The organism is Streptomyces sp. NK08204, from assembly GCF_020400585.1.
Taxonomy (GTDB): Bacteria; Actinomycetota; Actinomycetes; order Streptomycetales; family Streptomycetaceae; genus Streptomyces.
Genome location: NZ_JAINVF010000015.1, coordinates 88695 through 113727 on the forward strand (window position 1 = coordinate 88695; position 25033 = coordinate 113727).

At 71.9% G+C, this 25033-nt stretch carries 23 protein-coding genes; 4 read left to right on the forward strand and 19 right to left on the reverse strand.

What is annotated here, in order from left to right; genetic code table 11:
- Positions 1–49 precede the first annotated feature (49 nt).
- From K7G59_RS22430 to K7G59_RS22460, 7 genes are all read right to left on the reverse strand, one after another.
- Positions 50–1174, reverse strand: coding sequence for a PfkB family carbohydrate kinase (locus tag K7G59_RS22430; protein WP_225837067.1), 1125 nt, complete (start codon positions 1172–1174; stop codon positions 50–52).
- A gap of 196 nt (positions 1175–1370) precedes the next feature.
- A complete protein-coding gene (locus K7G59_RS35405) occupies positions 1371–1544 on the reverse strand; it encodes a DUF6185 family protein (RefSeq protein WP_225836971.1) in 174 nt (57 codons plus the stop codon).
- Between the two features lie 19 nt (positions 1545–1563).
- The gene (locus tag K7G59_RS22440) at positions 1564–2565 is read right to left on the reverse strand and encodes an adenosine deaminase (RefSeq protein WP_225836973.1); all 1002 of its coding nucleotides are present in this window, start codon (positions 2563–2565) and stop codon (positions 1564–1566) included.
- Between the two features lie 20 nt (positions 2566–2585).
- Positions 2586–3491 (reverse strand): ribonuclease Z, encoded by a 906-nt coding sequence (locus K7G59_RS22445; RefSeq protein ID WP_225836975.1) that lies wholly within the window; start codon positions 3489–3491, stop codon positions 2586–2588.
- 6 nt (positions 3492–3497) lie between these two features.
- Positions 3498–3851, reverse strand: a complete 354-nt coding sequence (locus K7G59_RS22450) for a histidine triad nucleotide-binding protein (RefSeq protein WP_225836977.1) — start codon at positions 3849–3851, stop codon at positions 3498–3500.
- A 42-nt stretch (positions 3852–3893) separates the two neighbouring features.
- Positions 3894–7127, reverse strand: coding sequence for a S41 family peptidase (locus K7G59_RS22455; RefSeq protein WP_225837069.1), 3234 nt, complete (start codon positions 7125–7127; stop codon positions 3894–3896).
- A gap of 136 nt (positions 7128–7263) precedes the next feature.
- Positions 7264–7818: a hypothetical protein gene (locus K7G59_RS22460; protein WP_225836979.1), complete on the reverse strand. Its 555-nt coding sequence runs from the start codon at positions 7816–7818 to the stop codon at positions 7264–7266.
- A gap of 103 nt (positions 7819–7921) precedes the next feature.
- On the opposite strand from K7G59_RS22460, the gene K7G59_RS22465 reads away from it, so the two are divergent.
- Positions 7922–8197: a hypothetical protein gene (locus K7G59_RS22465; protein ID WP_225836981.1), complete on the forward strand. Its 276-nt coding sequence runs from the start codon at positions 7922–7924 to the stop codon at positions 8195–8197.
- A gap of 44 nt (positions 8198–8241) precedes the next feature.
- On the opposite strand, the gene K7G59_RS22470 is transcribed toward K7G59_RS22465, so the two are convergent.
- The 5 genes from K7G59_RS22470 to hrcA all read right to left on the reverse strand — a co-directional run bounded on the left by K7G59_RS22470 (position 8242) and on the right by hrcA (position 12733).
- Positions 8242–8634, reverse strand: coding sequence for a VOC family protein (locus tag K7G59_RS22470; RefSeq protein WP_225836983.1), 393 nt, complete (start codon positions 8632–8634; stop codon positions 8242–8244).
- A 16-nt stretch (positions 8635–8650) separates the two neighbouring features.
- Positions 8651–9400, reverse strand: coding sequence for a 16S rRNA (uracil(1498)-N(3))-methyltransferase (locus K7G59_RS22475; protein WP_225836985.1), 750 nt, complete (start codon positions 9398–9400; stop codon positions 8651–8653).
- Positions 9397–10470: a nitronate monooxygenase gene (locus K7G59_RS22480; RefSeq protein ID WP_225836987.1), complete on the reverse strand. Its 1074-nt coding sequence runs from the start codon at positions 10468–10470 to the stop codon at positions 9397–9399. Before K7G59_RS22480 ends, K7G59_RS22475 begins: the two co-directional genes overlap by 4 nt.
- Positions 10471–10582: 112 nt before the next feature.
- The gene (dnaJ, locus tag K7G59_RS22485) at positions 10583–11716 is read right to left on the reverse strand and encodes a molecular chaperone DnaJ (RefSeq protein ID WP_225836988.1); all 1134 of its coding nucleotides are present in this window, start codon (positions 11714–11716) and stop codon (positions 10583–10585) included.
- Complete coding sequence (hrcA, locus tag K7G59_RS22490; protein ID WP_225836990.1) at positions 11717–12733, reverse strand: heat-inducible transcriptional repressor HrcA; 1017 nt, start codon at positions 12731–12733, stop codon at positions 11717–11719. It lies immediately after the preceding gene.
- Between the two features lie 183 nt (positions 12734–12916).
- Between hrcA and K7G59_RS22495 the strand changes: the two genes are divergently transcribed.
- Both K7G59_RS22495 and K7G59_RS22500 read left to right on the forward strand, forming a co-directional pair.
- Positions 12917–13651: an MBL fold metallo-hydrolase gene (locus K7G59_RS22495; protein ID WP_225836992.1), complete on the forward strand. Its 735-nt coding sequence runs from the start codon at positions 12917–12919 to the stop codon at positions 13649–13651.
- Positions 13652–13685: 34 nt separating this feature from the next.
- Positions 13686–14498 carry a DUF3097 domain-containing protein gene (locus tag K7G59_RS22500; protein WP_225836994.1) on the forward strand — a complete coding sequence of 271 codons (813 nt, stop codon included), beginning with the start codon at positions 13686–13688 and terminating at the stop codon, positions 14496–14498.
- Here the strand turns inward: K7G59_RS22500 and K7G59_RS22505 are convergent.
- The 5 genes from K7G59_RS22505 to lepA all read right to left on the reverse strand — a co-directional run bounded on the left by K7G59_RS22505 (position 14476) and on the right by lepA (position 22522).
- On the reverse strand, positions 14476–15054 hold the full coding sequence (locus tag K7G59_RS22505; protein ID WP_225836996.1) for a Uma2 family endonuclease: 579 nt from the start codon (positions 15052–15054) through the stop codon (positions 14476–14478). The two genes, K7G59_RS22500 and K7G59_RS22505, sit on opposite strands and share 23 nt — an antisense overlap.
- 99 nt (positions 15055–15153) lie before the next feature.
- On the reverse strand, positions 15154–16386 hold the full coding sequence (gene hemW / locus K7G59_RS22510) for a radical SAM family heme chaperone HemW (protein WP_225836999.1): 1233 nt from the start codon (positions 16384–16386) through the stop codon (positions 15154–15156).
- A 27-nt stretch (positions 16387–16413) separates the two neighbouring features.
- Positions 16414–18288: a SpoIIE family protein phosphatase gene (locus K7G59_RS22515; RefSeq protein ID WP_225837071.1), complete on the reverse strand. Its 1875-nt coding sequence runs from the start codon at positions 18286–18288 to the stop codon at positions 16414–16416.
- A 219-nt stretch (positions 18289–18507) separates the two neighbouring features.
- Positions 18508–20382, reverse strand: coding sequence for a long-chain fatty acid--CoA ligase (locus tag K7G59_RS22520; protein ID WP_225837001.1), 1875 nt, complete (start codon positions 20380–20382; stop codon positions 18508–18510).
- Between the two features lie 265 nt (positions 20383–20647).
- Entirely contained in the window at positions 20648–22522 is a 1875-nt protein-coding gene (gene lepA / locus K7G59_RS22525) for a translation elongation factor 4 (protein WP_225837003.1), read from the reverse strand.
- Between the two features lie 225 nt (positions 22523–22747).
- On the opposite strand from lepA, the gene rpsT reads away from it, so the two are divergent.
- Entirely contained in the window at positions 22748–23014 is a 267-nt protein-coding gene (gene rpsT, locus K7G59_RS22530) for a 30S ribosomal protein S20 (RefSeq protein WP_004001350.1), read from the forward strand.
- Between the two features lie 50 nt (positions 23015–23064).
- Here rpsT and K7G59_RS22535 read toward each other — a convergent pair whose 3' ends face one another.
- Together K7G59_RS22535 and holA are read right to left on the reverse strand one after the other, a co-directional pair.
- A complete protein-coding gene (locus K7G59_RS22535) occupies positions 23065–23628 on the reverse strand; it encodes a nuclear transport factor 2 family protein (protein WP_308295074.1) in 564 nt (187 codons plus the stop codon).
- A 402-nt stretch (positions 23629–24030) separates the two neighbouring features.
- Positions 24031–25020: a DNA polymerase III subunit delta gene (holA, locus tag K7G59_RS22540; RefSeq protein WP_225837005.1), complete on the reverse strand. Its 990-nt coding sequence runs from the start codon at positions 25018–25020 to the stop codon at positions 24031–24033.
- Between the last annotated feature and the right edge of the window lie 13 nt (positions 25021–25033).

Consider the following 25033-nt stretch of genomic DNA (forward strand, 5'->3'; position numbering starts at 1 on the left):
TCGGGGGCCGAGCCCCCGCCTGCCGGGCGGGCCGCCGGCATCCGGTATGTCAGGCGGGCCGCCGGAACCCGATCGTCGGCACCGCCCGCCGCAGCGGCCACGGCCGGTCCAGTTCCTCCGGAACGAACCGGTCGAGAAACGCGTACCGCCGCAGGGCCGCCGGGTCCTGCTCCTCCACCGACTGGACCCGCCGCCACCAGGCCCCGATCTCCGACCACCCGGGCGCCGACAGGGACCCGCCGAACTCCTGCACCGACAGGGCGGCCGTGAGCCCGGCGAAGGCCAGCCGGTCGGCCAGCGGCCATCCCGCGAGGGATCCCGTCACGAACCCGGCGACGAACACGTCCCCCGCCCCTGTCGGATCCAGCGCCTGCACGGCGATCGCGGGCACCTCGGCGGCCTCCCCCGTACGCCGGTCCACCGCGTACGCCCCCTCCGCCCCGAGGGTCACCACGGCCACCGGCACGTACTCGGTCAGGGCATGCGCGGCCAGACGCGGGCACTCGGTGCCGGTGTAGCGCATCGCCTCCTCCGCGTTGGGCAGGAACGCCTCGCAGTGCTCGAGGTCGGCGAGCCCCCCGAGGTCCCAGGCGCCGGTGTCGTCCCAGCCGACGTCGGCGAAGATCCGGGTGCCCTCATGGGCGGCCTGGGCGATCCAGGAGGCGCGGCTGCCGGGAACGAGGGAGGCGACGGCGGCCCGTGCGCGGGGCGGGCAGTCGGGGGCGGGCTCCTCGGGGGGCGGCTCGTGGCCGTGGGACACCATGGTGCGCTCACCCTCGTACGCCATGGAGACGGTCACCGGGGAGTGCCAGCCGGGTACGGTCCTCGAGGCGGTGAGGTCGATGCCCTCGCCCTGTTCGAGCGCGTCCCAGCAGTAGTCGCCGTAGTGGTCGTCGCCGAAGGCCGCGGCCAGGGAGGTCTTCAGGCCGAGCCGGGCCAGCGCGGTGGCCATGTTGGCGACCCCGCCCGGGCTGGAGCCCATGCCCCGGGCCCAGGACTCGGTTCCGCGCACGGGCGCCGAGTCCAGGCCGGTGAAGATGATGTCCAGGAAGACGGTGCCGGTGAGGTAGACGTCCCAGGGCGGGTCGCCCGGTACGCGCAGGGCGGCCAGCGGATCGACCTGGGCCTGACAGCGCGCTGCCTCGGTGAGGTGCTCCGGTTCCTCTGCGGCGATCGTGTGGGACGGGCTCACGGTGCGCTCCCTGCGGTGGTGCGGTTCTGGTCAGTGTGCACCACACCACTCCCCCGGCACGGCTGGCCGGTACCGGCGTGGGAGCGGTTGTCCGCGCTCCGGCGCGGGTGCGGCCGGGTCATGTCCTCCAACCGGACTGGCGGCCCCGGGACTCGTCCACGGAAAGGCCGGGGAGCGCCTAGCTGCGGGCCAACTGGTGCCAGATCGTCACGAGGGCTGCGACCTGGGCGAGAAGCCAGGCGAACTGTCCCGAGAAGCCGCGCAGTTGGTAGATCGACAGCAGCAGAACGCCGCTCGACCTGTGGCCAGGGCGTGGGCACCAGGACGGCCACTGAACCTGCCCGCTGCGCAACGCTGCCCGAACAGCGTGCCTACGCCGACGGACCGAACTGGTACGCCGCCACCTCGGCGAGGTACCGCTCGCGCCGCTCCTCGTCGTCCTCCAGGAAGGAGGCGAGGAACGAGTTGCGGGCGAGTTCGCGCAGCCGGTCCTCGCTCAGGTCAAGGGTGGCGCGGACGGCGTCGAAGTTGTCGCCCGCGTAGCCGCCGAAGTAGGCCGGGTCGTCGGAGTTGACGGTGCACAGCAGCCCGGCGTCGAGCATGGCCGGCAGCGGGTGGTCGGCCAGTGTGTCGACGGTCCGCAGCCGGACGTTCGACAGCGGGCACAGGGTCAGCGGGACGCGTTCGCGCACCAGCCGCTCGACCAGCACCGGGTCCTCCATGCAGCGCAGCCCGTGGTCGACGCGCTCCACGCCGAGCACGTCCAGGGCCTCGGTGATGTACTCCGGCGGCCCCTCCTCACCGGCGTGCGCCACGCGCCGCAGCCCGAGGGCGGCGGCGGCCTCGTACACCTCGCGGAACTTCACCGGCGGGTGCCCGACCTCGGCGGAGTCGAGGCCGACGCCGGTGATCCGGTCCAGGTAGGGCCGCGCGGCCTGAAGGGTCTCCATGGCCGACTCGGCGGACTGGTCGCGCAGGAAGCACATGATCAGCCGGGTGGAGATGCCGTGGTTCTCCTCGCTGTGGCGGAGCGCTTGCCACAGCCCCTCCACGACCGTGCCCATGGCCACGCCCCGGGCGAGGTGGGCCTGCGGATCGAAGAAGATCTCCGCGTGCCGCACGCCCTGCGCGGCGGCACGGGCCAGGTAGGCGTCCGTCAGGTCCGCGAAGTCCTGCTCGGTGCGCAGGACGGCCATCAGCTCGTAGTACAGGTCCAGGAAGGACTGGAGGTCCTCGAACCGGTACGCCTCGCGCAGCTCGTCGGTGTCGGCGTAGGGCAGCTCGACGCCGTTGCGGTCGGCCAGCTCGAACGCCAGCTCGGGCTCCAGGGTGCCTTCGATGTGAAGGTGCAGTTCTGCTTTGGGGAGGGGCATCAACGCATCGTACGGCCGTGTCACCGGCGTTTCGGAACAGGAACTCGCTGCAGGTCGTGGGCGACGGTCAGCTCACCCTCGAAACCGGCGGCGCGTGCCTGCCGCTCGAACTCGTCGGGCTCCGAGTAGCGCTGGCTGAAGTGGGTCAGGACGAGGTGCCGTACCCCGGCGTCCCGGGCCACCTCCGCCGCCTGACCGGCCGTCAGATGCCCGTGGTCGGCGGCGAGTCCGGCGTCCTCGTCGAGGAAGGTGGACTCGATCACGAGCAGGTCGCAGCCCTCGGCCAGGGCGTGCACCCCCTCGCACAGCCGGGTGTCCATGACGAACGCGAACCGCTGCCCGCGCCGCACCTCGCTGACCTCGTCCAGGGTCACGTCCCCGAGCCTGCCCTCGCGCTGGAGCACACCCACGTCCGGGCCCTTGATGCCGTGCGCGGCGAGCCGTTCGGGCAGCATGCGGCGGCCGTCGGGTTCGATCAGCCGGTATCCGAAGGACTCCACGGGGTGGGACAGCCTGCGGGCCTGAAGCGTGTACGACGGCGTCACCTCGAGGACGCCGTCGGCGGCGACCGGCGCCTCGACGAGGTCGACGGTCTCCCGGTAGGCGGTCGCGTACCGCAGCCGGTCGAAGAAGCGCTGCCCCGAGCGCGGGTAGTGCGCGGTGACCCTGTGCGGTACCTGATCGAGGTTGATCCGCTGGATCACCCCGGCGAGGCCCAGGGAGTGGTCGCCGTGGAAGTGCGTGACGCAGATCCGGTTCAGGTCGTGGGCGGCGACCCCGGCGCGCAGCATCTGCCGCTGTGTTCCCTCACCGGGGTCGAACAGGATGCCCTCGCCGTCCCAGCGCAGCAGGTAGCCGTTGTGGTTGCGGTGCCGGGTCGGGACCTGGCTGGCTGTGCCGAGGACCACCAATTCACGGACGGACATGGCGATTTATCCGGGGGGCCATTCCATGCCACGGCCACCGAGGACGTGCGCGTGGGCGTGCCAGACGGTCTGACCGACGCCGCTGCCGGTGTTGAAGACGATGCGGTAGCTCTCCAGCTCGTCCTCGTCGGCCACCGCCTGGGTCTCACGCAGCACGTCCGCGGCCAGTTCCGGGGCGCCCGCGGCGAGCGCGGCGGCGTTCTTGTAGTGCGCCTTGGGAATGACCAGGACGTGTGTGGGCGCCTGGGGATTTATGTCCCGGAAGGCGACGGTGGTCTCCGTCTCTCGGACGATCGTCGCGGGAATGTGGCCTGCGACGATTTTGCAGAACAGGCAGTCGTCCTGCGGTTCTCCCGCCATTGCGCTGCGCTCGCTTTCGCCGGTGATCGGTACGGGGGCATCCTAGTCGTTCGGGTGCGGGTCGTCGGTGGCTTGTCCTGCGGCTCCCCCAGCCCCTTGCCCTGGCAGCGCCGGGGGTGTTTTCGCAGGTGCCGCTTCCAGCGCTGCCAGTGCCAGCCTTATCGCCTCGTCGAGTTGCACGTCGCGCCCCTGCGCCCAGTCCTGCGGGCGCTGCACCACCTCCACGTCCGGGTCGACGCCGTGGTTCTCCACGTCCCAGCCGTAACCCTCCAGCCAGGTGGCGTACTTCGGCTGGGTGACGAGGGTGCCGTCGACCAGGGGGTAGCGGCTGTCGATGCCGATGACGCCGCCCCAGGTGCGGGTACCCACGACGGGGCCGATACCGAGGGCCTTGATCGCGGCGTTGACGATGTCGCCGTCGGAGCCGGAGAACTCGTTGGCGACGGCTACGACCGGTCCCCGGGGGGCGTCCAGCGGATAGCTGGTGGGGCGCATGCCGCGCGGCATGTCCCAGCCGATGATCCGCCGGGCCAGTTTCTCCACGACGAGCTGGGAGGTGAACCCGCCCCGGTTCTCCCGGACGTCGACCACGAGCCCCTCGCGCGCGACCTCCACCCGCAGGTCGCGGTGGATCTGCGCCCAGCCGAGGGCCTGCATGTCGGGGACGTGGAGGTAGCCGAGCCGGCCGTCGGAGACGGCGTGGACATGGGCGCGGCGGTCGGCGACCCAGGCGTGGTAACGCAGGGGGCCCTCGTCCGCGACGGGCACGACGACCGTGTGCCGCAGTTCGCCGCCGCCGGCCGGGGAGACGGTCAGTTCCACCGGGCGGCCGGCCGTGCCGACGAGCAGCGGGGCGGGGCCGGTGACGGGGTCGACCGGGTGGCCGGCGACGGCGACGATCGTGTCGCCGGGGCGCACGGCGGCCCCGGGTGCGGCGAGCGGGGAGCGGGCGTCCGGGTCGGAGGTCTCCGACGGCAGGATGCGGTCGATGCGCCAACTGCCGTCCGCGTGGCGGGAGATGTCGGCGCCCAGCAGGCCCTGCCGGGGGCCGCCGCCGTATCGGCCGGGCGGGCTGACGTAGGCGTGGGAGGTGCCGAGTTCGCCGTGCACCTCCCACAGCAGGTCGACCAGGTCGTCGTGGGTGGCGAGGCGGTGCAGCAGGGGGCGGTAGCGGTCGAGGACGGCGGACCAGTCGACGCCGCCGAGGTCGGCCCGCCAGAAGTGGTCGCGCATGATGCGGCCCGTCTCGTCGTACATCTGCCGCCACTCGGCGGCGGGGTCGACGGTCTGCCGGACACGGGCGAGGTCGACGGTGACGCTGCTGTCGCCGTCGTCGTCGGTGCCGGTGCGGCGGTCGCTGGGGACGACCCGGAGCCGGCCGTCGGTCCACAGCAGGACCCGTTTGCCGTCACCGCTGACCTCGAAGTGGTCGATGTCGGAGGCCAGGTGTTCCAGGCGCCGCTGGGCGAGGTCGTAGCGCTCCAGCTCGGTGTGCGGGCCGGGGTCCTCGGGGTGGGCGCGGGAGGCGCCGAGGACCCCGTGCACGGGGTGGTGCAGCCAGAGCACGCCGTCCTTGGCGGCGCGCAGTCCGGAGTAGCGGCCGGCCTCGACCGGGAAGGGCACGATCCGGTCGGCGAGGCCGTCGAGGTCGATCCGGGTGGCGGGGGTGCCCTCGCTGTCGGGGGTCTCGTCCTTGTCGGGGGTCTCGAAGGGGCGGCCGTGCCGCTGCGGGCCGAACGGGGACGGTGTCGTGGCGGCCAGGGTGATCAGGTGCGGGCGGGCTCCGACCACGAACGCGAGGTCGAAGACGTGCTCGTCGTAGACCGGGTCGAAGGCACGGTTGGAGAGGAAGGCGAGGTGTTTGCCGTCGAGGGTGAAGGCGGGCGCGTAGTCCTGGAAGCGCGGCGGGGTCGCCTCGGTGACCGACAGGTCGGTGGTGTGGGCGATGCGCAGCTGGGAGAGGGGGCGGGGGCCGGGGTGGGCCCAGGCCAGCCAGGTGGAGTCGGGTGAGAAGGCCAGTCCGCAGACCTCGCCGTCGTCGCTGCGGTCGACCTCGCGGACCTCGCCGGTCTCCCGCTCGACGAGCAGCAGGCGTCCGTCGTGCGCGGCGACGGCGGCCCGGCTGCCGTCGGGTGCCATGGCCAGCTCCAGCACCCGGCCGAGCTGTCCGGCGGCGATCCGGCGGGGGGTGGCGCCGGGCACGGTGCCGGTGGCGGGGGCGAACTCCAGGGCGTCGTCGCCCTCGGCGTCGGTGACCCACACCACCCACTCCTCACCGTCGGCGCGGAAGGTACGCGGCAGCCGGGCGCGCACCCCGGGGGTGGCGGCGAGGGCGCGGGCGGGCCCGGAGCGGTGGGTGACCCAGTGCACGCCGCCGCGCACGCCCACGGCGCTGCCGCGCGCGGTGTGGTCGGGGGACGCGGCTTCGAACCAGTGGGCGGCGTCCACCGGGGCAGGCCGCAGGTCCAGCCGGGGCCCGCCGAGCCGTACGTCCAGCCGGCGCGGCTCGGCGCTCTCCAGGTCCTCCAGCAGCCACAGTTCACCGCCGCAGGTGTACACCACGCGGCTGCCGTCACCGGTGGCGTGCCGGGCGTAGAAGCCGTTGAGCGGGGTGTGCCGGCGCAGGTCGGAGCCGTCGGCGAGGCAGGAGTACAGGGCGCCGGTGCCTTCGTGGTCGGAGAGGAACGCCAGCCTCCCGCGCTCCTGGCCTCGCTCGAGCGGGAGGTCCCCCGTGCCCACCCACACCGGGCACTCGATGTTCCCGTCCAGCTCGGCCTGCAGCCGTACGAACGCGCCGCTGCCGTCGGGGTCGATCCACAGTTTGCCCGCCGTACCGCCCCGGTAGCGCTTCCAGTGGGCGGCCTCGCGGCCCATGGTCGCGGACTGGAGCACGGTGGCGGGGCCGAACGCCACGTCGCCGACGGGCCCGTAGGGCAGGGTCTCGGGCGGGCCGCCGTCCAGGGGCACGGCGTGCGCCCAGAGACGGCCGTGGGGCCGGCCCTGCGCGCCGAGCGCGAGTACCCGCCCGTCCGGGGTCCAGCCGCGTACGGCAGTGCCCCGGCTGCCCCAGTGGGTGAGGCGGGTGGCGGGGCCGCCGTCGACCGGGGCGACATGTACCTCGGGCGCGCCGTCCCGGGTGGAGGTCCAGGCGAGCAAGGTTCCGTCGGGGGATATCCGGGGGTGGGTCACCGGTCTGTTGTCGGCGCTGACCCGCCAGGCCCGCCCGCCGTCGAGGGGCGCCAGCCAGACGTCGTCCTCGGCGACGAAGGTCACCAAGTCGCCGTGCAGGTGCGGGAATCGGAGATAGGCCGTGGAGGATGGGGAGGCCGGGGATGCCGCGGGTCCCGTCGAAGCGCCCTTAGTCACCTCGTCAGCGTACGCAGCGGCGGGTGGTTCGCGCCCCGGTTTCCGATCACTTGCCCTGCGCGGGCCAGCAGGTCGGGTCACTCTTGCACCACAGGGTCCGGGTGACGGTGACCGTCACGGTGGGCCGGGGTCCGCCGGGGGGCGGGTTGGTGTAGGACGGTTTGTACGACGGTCCGGGTCTGGCGTTGCAGTTGCCGAGCCCGCCCACGTGGAACACCTGCCTGCCGCCGACCCTGGCCGTCAGGGCGCCGCGCACGCACGCGCCGTCGACGGCCTTGGTCACCTTGCCGGTGACGGTGATCTTCCGCCCGTCGCGGGTACGGCCGTCGCAGTCGACGGAGACGACGGTGTGCTCGGTGGACGAGGGCGTCTTCCCGGGCGTGCTGCCGCCCCTGCCGGTGCAGCTGAGCCAACTGACGTCCACATGCCGCCGGTTCAGCTCCGCCTTCGCGGTCGTACTGGTGGTGTACGCGGCCGTCGCGGAGCTGAGTCCGCCCGGGTCGCACGCCACCAGCGCGCCCCCCGCGACCACCGCGAGCCCCGCCATGGCCGCCGCCCGCGCGGGCTTCGGCCTCCGCCAGTTGCGCCTCATGACCCCCATGAAGGGCAGCGTGCCACCGGCCTGCTCGCGGCGGTAGGTCACTTGCGGCCAGTCACACGTTCGGGAACCCCACCATCGGGTGAGGGCGGTCTCCTCTGGCGCGGTGCGCGGTGAACGCAGGCTCAGACGGCTGGTCGTCGGGGACGGGACCGGGTGCCGGTGGACCGTACGGCACCGGGCACGAGGCACGGGGACCTGCCGGGAGATCCTCGCGCTGCACCGGGACGGGGCCGTCACCCCGATCGTGTTCCACGGGGTCGCCGCAGGAGCGTACACACACGCCGGGCCCGTCGCCGACGACCACGGCCACGCCGTCGACCTGCACGAACCGGGCGTGGTGCGGGCCTTCGCCGACGCCGTACGACGCCCTGGCTCTTGAGGCCGGTGAGGGGGACGGATGGGCCCTGCTGCCCGGCGTCGCCGTCAGCCGCGCAGCAGCAGCCACTCCTGGAGTTCCACCAGGTTGCCCTCGGGGTCCTTGAGGTGGGCGACGCGCATGCGGTCGGTCATGGGGGCCGGGCCGTGGATGAGGGTCCCGCCCCGGGAGCCGATCGCGTCGCAGTAGGCGTCGAGGTCGTCCACGCGCAGCACCACCAGGGAGCGGTGGCCGGTGGCCGTGTCGCCCAGTTCGTCCAGCACCTCGGCCATCATCGAGCGGTCCTGCAGGGCTATTCCGGCGGAGCCCGCGTGCGGGCTGAACTTCTCGTACGGTCCCTCGGTCGCCCCGGACTGCGGCTTGAGGCCGAGGACGTCGGCGTAGAAGCGGTAGCAGGCGGCGAAGTCGGTGACGAGGAGCCGGACTTGGGCGAGTTCCATGGTGTTCCCCCAGGTGTCAGGACCAGCGGCCGGTACGGCCCAGCAGCAGGGCCGCCGCGGCGGTGCCGGCGGTGGACGTGCGCAACACGGTAGGACCGAGCACGCAGGTCCTCGCACCCGCCCCCTCGAACAGCGCCAACTCGTCCCGGGACACGCCGCCTTCGGGGCCGACGACCAGCACGATCTCACCGTGGTCGGGGAGTTCGGCGGTGGCGAGCGGCGCACTGTCGTGCTCGAAGTCGGAGTGCAGCACGGCGGCGAAGTCGGCTTTGGCGAGAAGTGCGGCAACCTGCTTGGTCGTCGCTGCGTCCGCGACCTCCGGGAAGCGCACCCGGCGGGACTGCTTGCCGGCCTCGCGGGCGGTGGCCCGCCACTTGCCGAGGGCCTTCAGACCGCGCTCGCCCTTCCACTGGGTGATGCAGCGGGCGGCCTGCCAGGGCACGATCGCGTCGACGCCGACCTCGGTCATCGTCTCCACGGCGAGTTCGCCGCGGTCGCCCTTGGGCAGGGCCTGTACGACCGTGATCCGGGGGGACGGCTCGGGTTCCTCCTCCACGGTGCCCATGTGGACGATCAGCCGGTCCTTGCCCTCGGTGCCGGTCACGTCGCACACCGCGTAGCGCCCGGCGCCGTCGGTGAGGACGACCTCCTCGCCGGGCTGGAGCCGCTTCACGGAGACCGCGTGCCGTCCCTCGGGGCCGTCCAGGACGTACTGTCCGCCGCCTCCGGCGCGGAAGTGCTCGACGACGAACACCGGCGCCGTCATCGCCCGCCTCCGGCGGCCGGTGCCGTCCGGGCGGCGGTGAGTTCGCCGACCAGCACCTCCACCAGCTGCCCGGCGGGCAGATCCCGGGCCATGCGATGGCCCTGCCCGGCCCACAGCGCCATGCCCTGCGGGTCACCGGCCTTGGCGGCGGCCTTGCGCAGCGGTGCGGTCAGGTGGTGGATCTCGGGGTAGGCGGCGGGGGCGTAGCGGCCGTGCTCGCGCATGAACCGGTTGACCAGTGCGCGCGCCGGGCGGCCGGAGAATGCGCGGGTCGGCTCGGTGCGCGCGAACAGGGGGTTGGTGAGCGCCTGCTTGTGCAGGGGGCTCGCGCCGGACTCGGGGGTGGCGAGGAAGGCGGTGCCCAGCTGGGCCGCGCTCGCGCCCGCCGCGAGGACGGCGGCGATCTGGCTGCCGCGCATGATGCCGCCGGCGGCAATGACCGGGATGCTCACGGTCTCCCGGATCTGCGCGAGCAGCGACAGCAGGCCGAGGCCGGCGCAGTCGTTCTCGGGGACGTCCCGGTGGGTGCCCTGGTGGCCGCCGGCCTCGACGCCCTGTGCGATCACCGCGTCCGCACCGGCCCGCTCCACCGCGAGTGCCTCCTCGACGTTGGTGGCGGTGACCAGGGTGAAGGTTCCGGCGCGGTGGAGGGAGTCGATGACGTCCCGGCTCGGGACGCCGAAGTGGAAGGAGACGACGGGCACCGGGTTGTCGAGGAGGACGGCGAGCTTGGCGTCGTAGCCGTCGTCCCGCCCGCTGTCGGGGTCGCCCAGCTCGGTCTCGTACCAGGCGGCCTCACCGGCCAGCTGGTGGGCGTAGACCTCGACGGCGCCCGATTCGGCGTAGTCGGGCTGGGGCATGAACACGTTCACGCCGAAGGGACGGCCCGTGAGGGCCCGCAGCTGCTTGATCTCCTGGTACATGCCGTCGGCGGTCTTGTACCCGGCGGCGAGGAACCCGAGACCACCGGCCTCGGAGACGGCGGCGGCGAGCTGCGGGACGGAGACACCACCCGCCATGGGGGCCTGCACGATCGGGTGGGGGAAGAGATCGGTCAGCGCGGAGGACATGACCGCATGTTGTCACGTCCCTCGAACAAGTCCGAATCGGGGTTTCTCCTGGCACAGGGCAACGGCGCACGGGGTGCAGAAGCACCCCGTGCCCGTCCTGTGAACGCGCCACTCAGCGCCCGTTGAAGGCGTCCTTCAGGCGGGAGAACAGTCCTTGCTGCCCCGGCTGGAACTGTCCCTGCGGCCGCTCCTCGCCGCGCAGCTTGGCCAGCTCGCGCAGCAGGCGTTCCTGCTCTGGGTCCAGCTTGGTCGGGGTCTGTACCTCGACGTGGACGACGAGGTCACCGCGCCCGCCGCCGCGCAGATGCGTGACACCGCGGTTGTGCAGCGGGATCGACTGGCCGGACTGGGTGCCGGGCCGGATGTCGACCTCCTCCATGCCGTCCAGCGTCTCCAGCGGCACCTTCGTGCCGAGGGCCGCGGCCGTCATCGGGATGGTGACCGTGCAGTGCAGGTCGTCGCCACGCCGCTGGAACACGGGGTGCGGCAGCTCGTGGATCTCCACGTACAGGTCGCCCGCGGGGCCGCCGCCCGGCCCGACCTCGCCCTCGCCGGCGAGCTGGATGCGGGTGCCGTTGTCGACACCGGCCGGGATCTTCACCGTGAGGGTGCGGCGGGAGCGGACCCGGCCGTCGCCGGCGCACTCCGGGCACGGGGTGGGCACGACCGTGCCGAAGCCCTGGCACTGGGGGCAGGGCCGCGAGGTCATGACCTGGCCCAGGAAGGACCGGGTGACCTGGGAGACCTCACCGCGGCCCCGGCACATGTCACATGTCTGGGCGGAGGTGCCCGGCGCCGCGCCTTCACCGTTGCAGGTGTTGCAGACGACCGCCGTGTCGACCTGGATGTCCTTGGTGGTCCCGAAGGCCGCCTCGTCGAGCTCGACCTCGATCCGGATCATCGCGTCCTGTCCGCGCCGGGTGCGCGAGCGCGGGCCGCGCTGCGACGCCGTGCCGAAGAACGCGTCCATGATGTCGGAGAAGTTGCCGAAGCCGCCCGCGCCGAAGCCGCCCGCGCCGCCGCCCGACTGGGAGAGCGGGTCGCCGCCGAGGTCGTAGACCTGCTTCTTCTGCGGGTCCGACAGCACCTCGTAAGCGGCGTTGATCTCCTTGAACCGCTCCTGGGTCTTCGGATCGGGGTTGACGTCCGGGTGCAGCTCGCGTGCGAGCCTGCGGAACGCCTTCTTGATCTCATCCTGCGACGCGTCGCGGCGCACGCCGAGAACGGCGTAGTAGTCCGTGGCCACTTACGACTCCGCCAGGATCTGTCCGACGTACCGTGCCACTGCGCGTACCGCTCCCATCGTTCCCGGGTAGTCCATGCGGGTCGGTCCGACCACGCCGAGCTTGGCGACTGCCTCGCCGCCCGAACCGTAGCCGACCGACACGACGGAGGTGGAGTTGAGTCCTTCGTGGGCGTTCTCGTGGCCGATGCGCACGGTCACGCCTGGGTCCTTCGCCTCGCCGAGGAGCTTGAGGAGCACGACCTGCTCCTCGAGAGCCTCCAGGACGGGTCTGATCGTAAGGGGGAAGTCGTGCCCGAAGCGGGTGAGATTGGCGGTGCCGCCGATCATGAGCCGCTCCTCGTTCTCCTCGACGAGCGTCTCCAGCAGGGTGGAGAGCACCGTCGAGACCGTGCCTCGGTCCTCGGCCTCGAACGCCTCTGGCAGGTCCTCGACCAGCCGCGGCACGTCCGTGAAGCGGCGTCCGGCGACCCGGCTGTTCAGCCGCGCCCGCAGATCCGCCAGCGAGGACTCCCCGAACGGTGCCGGGCAGTCGACCATCCGCTGTTCGACACGGCCGGTGTCCGTGATCAGCACGAGCATCACCCGCGCGGGCGCGAGGGACAGCAGTTCCACGTGCCGCACGGTGGACCGGGTCAGCGACGGGTACTGCACGACGGCGACCTGCCGGGTGAGCTGCGCGAGCAGCCGCACGGTCCGAGCCACCACGTCGTCGAGGTCGACGGCGCCGTCCAGGAAGTTCTGGATCGCCCGCCGCTCGGGCGCGGTCATCGGCTTGACGCCGGCCAGCTTGTCCACGAACAGCCGGTAGCCCTTGTCGGTGGGGATGCGCCCGGCACTGGTGTGCGGCTGCGCGATGTACCCCTCGTCCTCCAGGGCCGCCATGTCGTTGCGCACGGTCGCCGGGGAGACGCCGAGCTGGTGCCGCTCGGTGAGTGCCTTGGAGCCGACCGGCTCCTCGGTGCCCACGTAGTCCTGGACGATGGCGCGCAGCACCTGCAGCCTGCGTTCACTCAGCATTCGCGCGCACCTCCAGCACGTTGTCCCTCGGCCGTTCGGGTGGTCCGCTGGCACTCTTCGCACGCGAGTGCCAGCCTTCCCCGGCCCAGTGTACGGCTGCGGGGTACGCCCCGGGCAAGGCCGGTCCCCGCGCCACCGTGCCCGGTCCGTGTCCAGGATGGCCGTTGTCGCTAGCGTCTCGGTATGACGGTGACTTGGGAAGAGGTGGAGTGGGAGCGGCTCGCCGCGGGGGTCGGACGGTGCCGGCTGCCGGGCTGGGACTGCACCACGGGGCTGGTTCTCGGGGAGGGCACGGCGCTCGTGGTGGACGCCGGGTCGAGCCTGGCCGAGGGAGCGTGGGTGCGGGCGCACGCGCAGGCGCTCGCGGGGCACCGTGTGACTCATCTCGCTCTGACCCATCCGCACTTCGACCATGTCTTCGGCGCCGCCGCGTTCGCCGGGGCTGAGGTGTACGGGGCGGTGGGGCTGGACACGGTGTTCGCGTTCGAGCGCGAGGGGCTGCGCCTGGACGCGATGCGCCACGGCCTGCCGGCGGCCGACGCCGACGAGGCGGTGGACGCACTCACCGCGCCCCGTCACCTGGTCTCGGGCGAGTGGACGCTGGACCTGGGCGGCGGGCGCCAGGTGCTGCTGGCCAACGTGGGTCCGGGCCATACGGCGTACGACCTGGTGGTCCTGGTTCCCGGTTCGGCTCCGGGCGACCCGGAGATCGTGTTCTGCGGCGACCTGGTGGAGGAGTCGGGCGAGCCCCAGGCGGGCCCGGACGCCGTCCCCTCGCGCTGGCCGGACGCGCTGGACCGCCTGCTGGCACTGGGCGGTGACGACGCTCTGTACGTGCCCGGCCACGGAGCGGTGGTGGACGCGGCTTTCGTACGACGGCAACGCGACGAGCTGGCGGCGCGCTTCGGCGTGTCGTAGGCCCCGCCCTCCGGCTTCTCCTATCGTCATCCGAATGCGCCAGTACTCCCCCGACCTCACCCCGCCGTGGAAGAAGCAGCAGCCCGTGCCGGAGGTCCCGGCCGAGCCCGGCCTGGTGGTGGAGGAGCCCGGCACCGGGTTCTGCGGGGCGGTGATCCGCTGCGAGGCGGGCACGGTGACCCTGGAGGACCGCTTCGGCACGTGCCGGGTGTTCCCGCTGGAGCCGCGGGGCTTCCTGCTGGAGGGCAGGGTGGTGACACTCGTACGGCCGCCCTCGGGTCCGCCGCGTCCCGCTCGTACGGCCTCCGGATCGGTCGCCGTGCCCGGCGCCCGCGCCCGCGTGGCCCGCGCCGGGCGCATCTACGTCGAGGGCCGGCACGACGCCGAACTGGTCGAGAAGGTGTGGGGCGACGACCTGCGCATCGAGGGCGTGGTCGTGGAGTACCTGGAGGGCGTGGACGACCTGCCGTCGGTCGTGGCCGACTTCGCGCCGGGCCCGGACGCCCGCCTGGGCGTCCTGGTGGACCACCTGGTCCCCGGCACGAAGGAGTGGCGCATCGCCCAGTCGGTTACCAGCGAACACGCGCTGGTGGTGGGCCACCCGTACATCGACATCTGGGAGGCGGTGAAGCCGGCCTCGCTGGGCATCCCGGGCTGGCCGCGGGTCCCCCACGGGCAGGACTGGAAGACGGGGGTGTGCCGGGCGCTGGGGTGGCCGTCGGAGAACACCGGGGCGGTGTGGCAGGCGATCCTGAAGCGGGTGGGGTCCTACAAGGACCTGGAGCCGGCGTTGCTGGGGCGGGTGGAGGAGCTGATCGACTTCGTCACGGGTAGCGGTGGGGTTTGACGTCGGAGAACGTGCCGAACTCGCTGGTGTCCAGCTCCAGCCCGAGATCCTCCACCACCAGCGGCGCCCCGAACTTGGTGATCTCCTGCCGCCGGTAGTCGGCGTCCTCTCCCTTTCCCACCGGTTTCGTCAGCAGGACGCACTGCGCCATGATCGGATCCACGACGAGGTAGACAGGCACCGCGCCGGCGGCGTAGATCGACCGCTTGATCTCGTAGTCCCGCTGGACGCTGGTCTTGGAGACGACCTCGACGACCATCGTGATCAGGCGGCACGGCAACAGGCGTCCCGAGGCGGGCAGGACATCGCGCTCCACGACCACCAGGTCCGGTACGGGCTCGCTGGCCTCGCCCACGATGTCGACATCCTGGGTCTGGAGGGGATACCAGCGGTCCAGTGGGATCTGCCTCTCCGTGAGCAGCACGATGAGGTTGTGCACCAGATCCGGGCTGGCCATCATCACGATTTCCCCCCGCAGAAGCTCCACCTTGAGTCCGTCGGGCGGCTCGAACCCCTCGAAGAACTCTGCGACTCCACGTTCGTCCACAGCGGTCATCTCCGTGGCCTCCACATTCGCCGCGTACGGTCAGCGGCAGACTATGAATCAGGTTAGGGACCGAACCGGTGTTGCGCTGCGATTCACTCGCCCGAGTGATCAGTCGACCAGGTCCCGCACCACGGCGTCCGCCAGCAACCGCCCCTTCAGCGTCAGCACGGCCCGCCCCTCCTCGTAAGCCCCCTCCTCGAGGAGCCCCTGCGCCAGCGTCCTCCGGGACGCGGCGAGCCCCTCCTCCTTCAGCAGGGACAGCGGCACGCCCTCCCGCAGCCGCAGCTCCAGCAGGACGCGCTCCACCCGGCGGTCCTCGTCCGACAGCAGCTCGCGGCCCACGCCCGGTGAGCGGCCGGAGGCCAGGGCCGCCGCGTAGGCGCCCGGGTGCTTGACGTTCCACCAGCGGACGCCACCGACGTGACTGTGCGCCCCGGGGCCCGCGCCCCACCAGTCCGCGCCCCGCCAGTACAGCTCGTTGTGCAGGCAGCGGGCGGACTCGGAGGTGGCCCAGTTGGAGACCTCGTACCAGTCGAACCCGGCTGCCGAGAGCACCTCGTCCGCGATCAGGTAGCGGTCGGCGTGGACGTCGTCGTCGGTCATCGGGATCTCGCCCCGGCGGATGCGGCGGGCGAGCTGGGTGCCCTCCTCGACGATGAGGGCGTAGGCCGAGATGTGGTCGGGGCCCGCGCCCAGTGCCGCGTCCAGCGAGGCCCGCCAGTCGTCGTCGCTCTCGCCCGGGGTGCCGTAGATCAGGTCGAGGTTGACGTGCTCGAAGCCCGCCGCCCGTGCCTGCGCCACGCACGCCTCGGGGCGGCCGGGGGTGTGGGTCCGGTCGAGCACGCGCAGCACGTGCTGCTTCGCGCTCTGCATGCCGAACGAGATCCGGTTGAAGCCGCCCTCCCGGAGGGCGGAGAGGTACGCCGGATCCACCGACTCGGGGTTGGCCTCCGTCGTGATCTCGGCGTCCGGCGCCAGGCCGAACTCGTCACGCACGGCACCCAGCATCCGCACGAGGTCGTCCGCGGTCAGCAGCGTGGGCGTACCACCGCCGACGAACACCGTGCGGACCTGGCGCGGGTCGTCGCCGAGCACCTTGCGGGCGAGGCGGATCTCGTCGGTGAGGGTGTCGGCGTAGTTGTCGCGGGATGCCAGCACTCCGCCCGTGCCGCGCAGCTCGGTGGCGGTGTAGGTGTTGAAGTCGCAGTAGCCGCAGCGGGTCGCGCAGTAGGGGACGTGTAGGTAGAACCCGAGGGGGCGCTCGGGCGCCCCGGCGAGCGCGGCCGCGGGCAGCGCGCCGTCGTCGGGGACGGGCTCGCCGTCGGGAAGTGCGGAAGGCATGTCCTCCATTGTCCAGCACCGGGAGGCCTACTCGGCCTGGAGCACCAGCAGCGCCAGGTCGTCCTCCGGCAGGCCGCCGCCGAAGTCGTGCACCAGACGTCGGATGCGTTCCGCGATCCGTTCGGCGCTCAGGCCCGCGCAGCCGGACAGGGCCCGCGCGAGCCCGTCGCCGTCGTCGAACTGGCGGGCGCCGGAGCGGCGCTCGGTGACCCCGTCGGTGACGCACAGCAGACTGTCGCCGGGCCGCAGTTCGAGGGTCTCGCTGAGGTAGGTCTCGTCCTCGACCACCCCGAGCAGGGTCTGCGGCCGGGCTGCGGTGCGCACCGTGCCGTCGGGGCACAGCACCAGCGGCAGCGGATGCCCCGCGGAGGCGAGGGTGCAGCGGGCGCCGCCGCCGTCCAGCGGTGTCAGTTCGCCGTAGAGGAGGGACAGGAAGCGGGACTGCGGGCCGTCCCCGGTGGCCATCGGCCGGCCGCCGACGGCCACCAGGGCGCGGGCGGCGGCGTCGGCGGCCTCGGTGGCGTCGTCCAGCAGGAGCTGGTTCAGCCGGTCGAGGACGTCGGCGACCCCGTACCCCTCGCGGGCCAGCAGCCGCAGCCAGGGACGGGCCAGCCCGATGACGACCGCGGCCTCCGGGCCCTTGCCCTGCACATCGCCGACGGCGAAGCACCAGCGGCCGTCGCCCGCCGGGAACAGGTCGTAGAAGTCACCGCTGGGGCCGCCCTTGTCGCAGGGTTCGTAGACGAGCGCACTGCGCAGCCCGGGGATCTCCGCGACCGCTCCGGGCAGCAGCCCGCGCTGCAGGACGGCACTGATGGTGGCCTGGCGGGCGTACTGCCGGGCCGCGCCGATGGCGAGCGCCACCCGGCGGCTGAGGTCCTCCACCAGCCCGGTGATCTCGTCGGGGAAGCGCAGCAGTCCGCACCGGCCGATGACCAGCGTGCCCAGCGGACGGCCGCCGGCGATCAGCCGGTACGCGAGCGCCGCGCCGACGCCGCCCTGCGGACCGAGCGCGTCACCGGGCCAGGAGTACGGCTCCGGGCCCGAGCGCAGGCCCTCACGCGGACACGGCGGTTCCTTCTCCAGGGCACGGCGCAGCTCCTCGACGCGGGACTCGCCGGCGTGCCAGACCCGGGAGGGTCCGCCGCCGTCGCCCGCGCGGGCGGAGGCCTCGTCCTCCAGCCACACCGCGCACCAGTCGGCGAGCCGGGGGACGATCAGCTGGCCGGTGAGGGCGACGACCAGGTTCTCGTCCAGCTGCCCGGCGAGCAGGTCGGACGCCTCGGCGAGGAAGGACAGCGCGCCGCGGCCGAGCCAGTCCCGGTCGCTGCCGGGGCGCTGCGGCTGCGGGGCCAGATCCTCGGCGACCGCCAGGCTCTGCTCCGGGGCGGGCCCGACGGGGTCGGGGACGCCGCCCGGGGGCAGCCGGGCCCACACCGTCTTGGTGCCGGTGCGGTAGGTGACGCCCCAGGAGTCGGCGAGGGTGGCCACCAGACGCAGGCCGCGCCCGTATTCGGGCGTGTCGCACGGCGTCTCGCCGCCGGCCACGTCACGCGGGGCGCGGGAGGGGTGCTGGTCGCTGACCTCGACCACGAACGCGCCGGTGTCCTCCAGGCACCAGGCGACGTCCACGTCGGTACCGGCGTGGACGACGGCGTTGGTGACGAGTTCGCTGACGACGGCCATGGCGTCGTCGGCGAGCCGGGCGCCGCCCTCGGGACCGAGGAGTCCCTGGTCGGCCCACTCGGCGAACGCGGCGCGCAGCAGGGCGCGGGCGGTGCCCGGCGCGAGGGGGCTTCCGGGCAGGCCTGAGCCCCCCTGCCCGCGCGGACCCGCGCCGTCGTGCGCGGGCGCGTCGCAGGCCAGGGAGTCGTTCTCCCGCTGCGCCGGTAACGCCGCCATGTCCATGCGGCCAGGGTGGCAGACGGGCGGCACGCACAAGCGCCGAGTCACCGAACTGGTCAGTAATGACTGAGAACTGTGCTAGTGGAGCGTGAGAAGGCGAACACTTCGGAGCGTGGCCGAGCGGGATGTGCCTCGAGGGGCGCGGGGAGCCCCGTGGCAGGCCACGCAGGGCCCGCAGCCGGCGCCGGTCCCCCTCGCCCCTCTTGCGGGACGGTGCTACGCCTCCCTGGTCCCCGCGTACATCTCGTCGATCAGATGCTTGTACTCCCGCTCGACCACCGGCCTCTTCAGCTTCAGGCTCGGCGTGATCTCGCCGTGCTCGACGTCGAGGTCGCGCGGCAGCAGGCGGAACTTCTTGATGGTCTGCCAGCGCTGCAGGCCCTGGTTGAGCTCCCTGACGTAGCCGTCGACCATCTCGACCGTCTGCGGCGCGGCGACGACCTCGGCGTACGGCTTGCCCTCCAGGCCGTTCTCCTTCGCCCAGTCCAGGATGGCGATCTCGTCCAGGGCGATGAGCGCGGTGCAGTAGTTCCGGTCGGCGCCGTGCACCAGGACGTTGGAGACGTACGGGCACACCGCCTTGAACTGGCCCTCGACCTCGGCGGGAGCGACGTACTTGCCGCCGGAGGTCTTGATGAGGTCCTTCTTGCGGTCGGTGATGCGCAGGTAGCCGTCGGGCGAGAGTTCGCCGATGTCACCGGTGTGGAACCACCCGTCGGACTCCAGCACCTCGGAGGTCTTCTCGGGGAGCTTGTGGTAGCCCTCCATGATGCCGGGGCCGCGCAGCAGGATCTCGCCGTCGTCGGCGATGCGGACCTCGGTGCCGGGCAGCGGCTTGCCGACCGTGCCGGTGCGGTAGGCCTCGCCGGGGTTGACGAAGGAGGCCGCGGAGGACTCGGTGAGGCCGTAGCCCTCCAGGATGTGGATGCCGGCACCGGCGAAGAAGTAGCCGATCTCCGGGGCGAGCGCGGAGGCGCCGGAGACGCAGGCGCGCAGCCTGCCACCGAAGGCCTCGCGGAGCTTGGCGTAGACGAGGGCGTCGGCGACCTTGTGCTTGGCGGCGAGGCCGAAGGGCACGGAGGGGTTGCCGGTGCGCCGGAAGTTGTCCTGGCTGGCCTTGGCGTACTCGCGGGCGACCTCGACGGCCCACTGGAAGATCTTGTACTTGGCCGCGCCGCCCTCACGGGCCTTGGCGGCGACGCCGTTGTAGACCTTCTCGAAGATGCGCGGCACGGCGGCCATGTACGTCGGCTGCACCACCGGAAGGTTCTCGATGATCTTGTCGACACGGCCGTCCACGGCGGTGACGTGCCCGACCTCGATGTGCCCGGAGGTCAGCACCTTGCCGAAGACGTGCGCGAGCGGCAGCCACAGGTACTGCACGTCCTCGCCGCTGAGCAGCCCGGTCCCGGCGATGGCCTTCGCCATGTACGCCCAGTTGTCGTGCGGCAGGCGCACGCCCTTCGGGCGGCCGGTGGTGCCGGAGGTGTAGATGAGAGTGGCGAGCTGCTCCCGGGTGATCGCGCCGACCCGCTCCTTGATCAGCTCCGGGTGCTCCTCCAGGTAGGCGGCGCCCCTCTCCTCCAGTGCGGCGAGGGTCGTCACCCGGTCGCCGGTCTCCACGCCGGCCGGGTCGATGACGACGATCATGGTGAGATCGGGCAGCTCGGCCTGCTTCTCCAGGGCCTTGGCGAGCTGTGCCGCGTCCTCGGCGATCAGCACCCGGCTCTCGGAGTCGGAAAGGATGAACGCCGACTCGTCGGCGTTGGTCTGCGGGTAGACGGTGGTGGTGGCGCCGCCCGCGCACATGATGCCGAGGTCGGCGAGGATCCACTCCACGCGGGTCGAGGAGGCGAGCGCCACGCGCTGCTCCGGCTGCACGCCCAGTTCGATGAGCCCGGCCGCGATCGCGTACACCCGCTCGGCCGCCTGCCCCCAGCTCAGCGACTTCCAGTCGTCGGGACCCTGACCGGAGGACGGTGGGACGGGGTAGCGGTACGCCTCGGCGTCCGGGGTGGCCGCCACGCGCTCCAGGAAGAGGGCCGCCACGGACGGCGGACGGTTCTCGATCAGGGTCTGTGTGTCGCTCACGACATCCTCCAGGGGCCCGCGACGGCGCGGCTGGCTCACATGTGGCTGGGTTGACTCACGGGTGTGGGGGTGGGGCAGCTTGTTTAACTCGCGAGTAACTAACGAGCAGGGATCAGGGTAAGCGTCGACCGGCCGCCGCGTAAGGGGCATCGGCCGGTAACTTCCACGCAGAGCGAACCTACGCATGCGTAGAGCCCGCCGCACTTTCGCACGACGGGCCCCCGTTCCGCCCGGTTTGCGAGCGTCACGCACTTGCTGCCTTCGGTTACTTCTTGCCCTTGGCCGACCCTGCGCTGTCATCGCTGGAGAGGACGGCGATGAAGGCTTCCTGCGGAACTTCCACGGAGCCCACCATCTTCATCCGCTTCTTGCCTTCCTTCTGCTTCTCCAGCAGCTTGCGCTTACGGGAGATGTCACCGCCGTAGCACTTGGCGAGGACGTCCTTGCGGATGGCGCGGATGGTCTCGCGGGCGATGACCCGGGAGCCGATGGCAGCCTGCACCGGGACCTCGAAGGCCTGCCTCGGGATCAGCTCCTTCAGCTTGGCGACGAGCCGCACGCCGTACGCGTACGCCTGGTCCCTGTGGGTGATCGCGGAGAACGCGTCCACCTTGTCGCCGTGCAGCAGGATGTCGACCTTGACCAGGGAGCTGGTCTGCTCGCCGGTGGGCTCGTAGTCCAGCGAGGCGTAGCCGCGGGTCTTGGACTTCAGCTGGTCGAAGAAGTCGAAGACGATCTCGGCGAGCGGCAGCGTGTAGCGGATCTCGACCCGGTCCTCCGAGAGGTAGTCCATGCCGAGCAGGGTGCCGCGCCGGGTCTGGCACAGCTCCATGATCGAGCCGATGAACTCGGTGGGCGCGAGGATGGTGGCCCGCACGACCGGCTCGAAGACCTCGTTGATCTTCCCCTCGGGGAACTCGCTCGGGTTGGTGACCGTGTGTTCGCTGCCGTCCTCCATGACCACGCGGTAGACCACGTTGGGGGCGGTGGCGATCAGATCGAGCCCGAACTCGCGCTCCAGCCGCTCCCGGATCACGTCCAGGTGCAGCAGGCCCAGGAAGCCGACGCGGAAGCCGAAGCCGAGGGCGGCGGAGGTCTCCGGCTCGTAGACGAGCGCGGCGTCGTTGAGCTGGAGCTTGTCCAGGGCCTCGCGCAGCTCCGGGTAGTCGGAGCCGTCCAGCGGGTACAGGCCCGAGAAGACCATGGGCTTCGGGTCCTTGTAGCCGCCGAGCGCCTCGGTGGCGCCCTTGGCCTGGCTGGTGACGGTGTCACCGACCTTGGACTGCCGGACGTCCTTCACACCCGTGATGAGGTAACCCACCTCACCGACGCCCAGGCCGTCGGCCGGGAGCATCTCGGGGGAGCTGACGCCGATCTCCAGCAGCTCGTGGGTGGCGCCGGTGGACATCATCTTGATGCGCTCGCGCTTGTTGAGCTGGCCGTCGATGACACGGACGTACGTCACGACACCGCGGTAGGAGTCGTAGACCGAGTCGAAGATCATCGCGCGGGCGGGCGCGTCGGCGACACCGACCGGGGCCGGGATCTCCTTGACGACCTTGTTCAGCAGCGCGTCGACGCCGAGGCCCGTCTTGGCGGAGACCTTCAGCACGTCGGACGGGTCGCAGCCGACGAGGTTCGCCAGTTCCTCGGCGAACTTCTCGGGCTGGGCCGCGGGCAGGTCGATCTTGTTCAGCACCGGGATGATCGTGAGGTCGTTCTCCATCGCCAGGTAGAGGTTGGCGAGGGTCTGCGCCTCGATGCCCTGGGCGGCGTCGACGAGGAGGATGGTGCCCTCGCAGGCGGCCAGCGACCGCGAGACCTCGTAGGTGAAGTCGACGTGCCCCGGGGTGTCGATCATGTTCAGAATGTGCGTCGTGCCCTGGTCGGGGCCCTCGGTCGGGGCCCAGGGCAGACGCACCGCCTGGGACTTGATCGTGATGCCGCGCTCGCGCTCGATGTCCATCCGGTCGAGGTACTGAGCACGCATCTGCCGCTGCTCGACCACACCGGTCAGCTGGAGCATCCGGTCGGCGAGCGTGGACTTGCCGTGGTCGATGTGCGCGATGATGCAGAAATTGCGGATCAGAGCCGGGGCGGTACGGCTCGGCTCGGGCACATGGTTAGGGGTCGCGGGCACGCAGGGTCCTGTCTCTTGAGGCGCCTTATGCCTCGGGTCGGATCGTTACGTTGTCTCCATGGTCCCACGGAGAACGACCGGGGACCGTTTTGGGCCGCCCGCAGGGCCACTGGTAATGTAGACGGCTGTGTCTCATGCCCTCTCAGCGCGAGGCACAACAAACAAGTTTGGATCATCGGTACGGGACCCGAGCGGCCCCGTACCAGAACCTGAAAAGGCTCATTCGTGGCGAACATCAAGTCCCAGATCAAGCGGATCAAGACCAACGAGAAGGCGCGGCTGCGCAACAAGGCCGTCAAGTCCTCCCTGAAGACCGCGATCCGCAAGGCCCGTGAGGCCGCTGCCGCGGGTGACGTCGAGAAGGCCACCGAGCTGCAGCGCGCTGCCGCGCGTGCGCTCGACAAGGCCGTCTCGAAGGGCGTCATCCACAAGAACCAGGCCGCCAACAAGAAGTCGGCGCTGGCTTCCAAGGTCGCTTCCCTCAAGGGCTGAGACCCCCTTTTTTGATCTGACCGCCGGAAGGACCCAGAGCGGGCCCTCTCTCATCCGCTCCCGTCCGGCACCCCAGAGCCTGTTCGCGGCCTGCGTTCGCCACGCGGGAACGGGCTCACCAGCTTGATCCGAAGGCCCTGTCCCCCTCTCTTCCCCGGAGCGGGTGGCGGGGCCTTCGGCGTACCCGGCGCCGGGCACACGGTGCGCGGGGCCTCGGCCCCAGAACTCGTTCTCCTTGTCGATGCCCGCGACGCCCAGGCCGAGGTCGGCGACCTTGTCTCCGACGATCCGGAAGACGAGGGACGCGATCCATCGTCGTAGCGCATGCCCGCCCGCTCCGCCATGAGGTGGTGCACGGCCACCGCATGCCCCGGGCGTCGAACGAAGACGTCGCGCAGTCGGATCCGCAGGGGCCCGCCCGTCTCCAGGATCAGTCGGCGGTACATCCCGAGGACGGCCTCCACGCCCTTCAAGTCGCCTGACACCGGATGACTGCCCGGCACAGGGGGTGCACAGTCCGCCGCCATGAGTCCGCGCAGGGTGTCCATGTCCCCGCGCGAGAAGGCGTCGTAGCTCGTGCGGACGAGCACCGCGGCGTGAGAGTGCTCAGCCATGGCGATCGCCCCTTCCGGCACACACCGGCGAGGTCGGCTGACGGGTCTACGGGTCTTACAGGGCTCGGGTCTCGGGTCTCGGGGCTCGGGTCTCGGGTCTCGGGTCTCGGGGCTCGGGGCTCGGGGCTCGGGGCTACGAGTTTCTCGGGTCTACGTGCCCACCGGTCCACAGCTGTTCGGGTAGGTGGCCATACCGGTGCACTGCTGACACTGGTGCAGGACTGCCACCGGTGTACGGCTGGCATCGGTGCAGGGACTGCCACCGGCCTACGGCTGACATCGGGGGTACGGCTCATCCCCGCCTATGACTGCCACCGGCGCACGACCGTTACCGGTGTATGGCTGATACCTACGGTTCTCCCCGCCCGCACCACCGCGGCACCGCGGCCCCCCGGATCAGGATCAGCTCCGGCCCCGGGAGCGCGCGGCCCGGGCGATCGTCACGACCGCCTTCTCCAGGGCGTACTCGGGGTCGTCGCCGCCGCCCTTCACGCCCGCGTCGGCCTCGGCGACCGCCCGCAGCGCCGCCGCGACCCCGTCCGGGGTCCAGCCGCGCATCTGCTGCCGTACCCGGTCGATCTTCCACGGCGGCATACCCAGCTCCCGCGCGAGATCGGCGGGCCTGCCGCCGCGCGCCGACGACAGCTTGCCGATCGCCCGGACGCCCTGCGCCAGCGCGCTGGTGATCATCACTGGCGCGACCCCCGTCGCCAGCGACCAGCGCAGCGCCTCCAGTGCCTCCGCCGTGCGTCCCTCGACGGCGCGGTCGGCGACCGTGAAGCTCGACGCCTCCGCCCGCCCCCTGTAGTACCGGCCGACGACGGCCTCGTCGATCGTCCCCTCCACGTCGGCGACCAACTGCGACACCGCCGACGCCAGCTCCCGCAGGTCGCTCCCGATGGCATCCACCAGCGCCTGGCACGCCTCGGGCGTGGCCGAACGCCCGAACGAGCGGAACTCCCCTCTCACGAACGCCAGCCGGTCCGCCGGCTTGGTCATCTTCGGGCAGGCCACCTCCCGGGCCCCCACCTTGCGCGCGGCGTCCAGCAGGCCCTTGCCCTTGGCTCCGCCCGCGTGCAGCAGCACGAGCGTGATCTCCTCCGCGGGTGACCCGAGGTACGCCTTCACGTCCTTCACTGTGTCGGCCGAAAGATCCTGCGCGTTGCGTACGACCACGACCTTGCGCTCGGCGAAGAGCGACGGACTGGTCAGCTCGGCGAGCGTGCCGGGCTGCAGCTGGTCCGGGGTCAGGTCCCGTACGTCCGTGTCGGCGTCGGCGGCCTTCGCGGCGGCCACCACCTCCTGAACGGCACGATCGAGCAGGAGGTCCTCCTGGCCCACGGCGAGCGTCACGGGGGCGAGAGGGTCGTCATTCGCAGTCTTCCTGGCCATCGCTCCCAAGCAT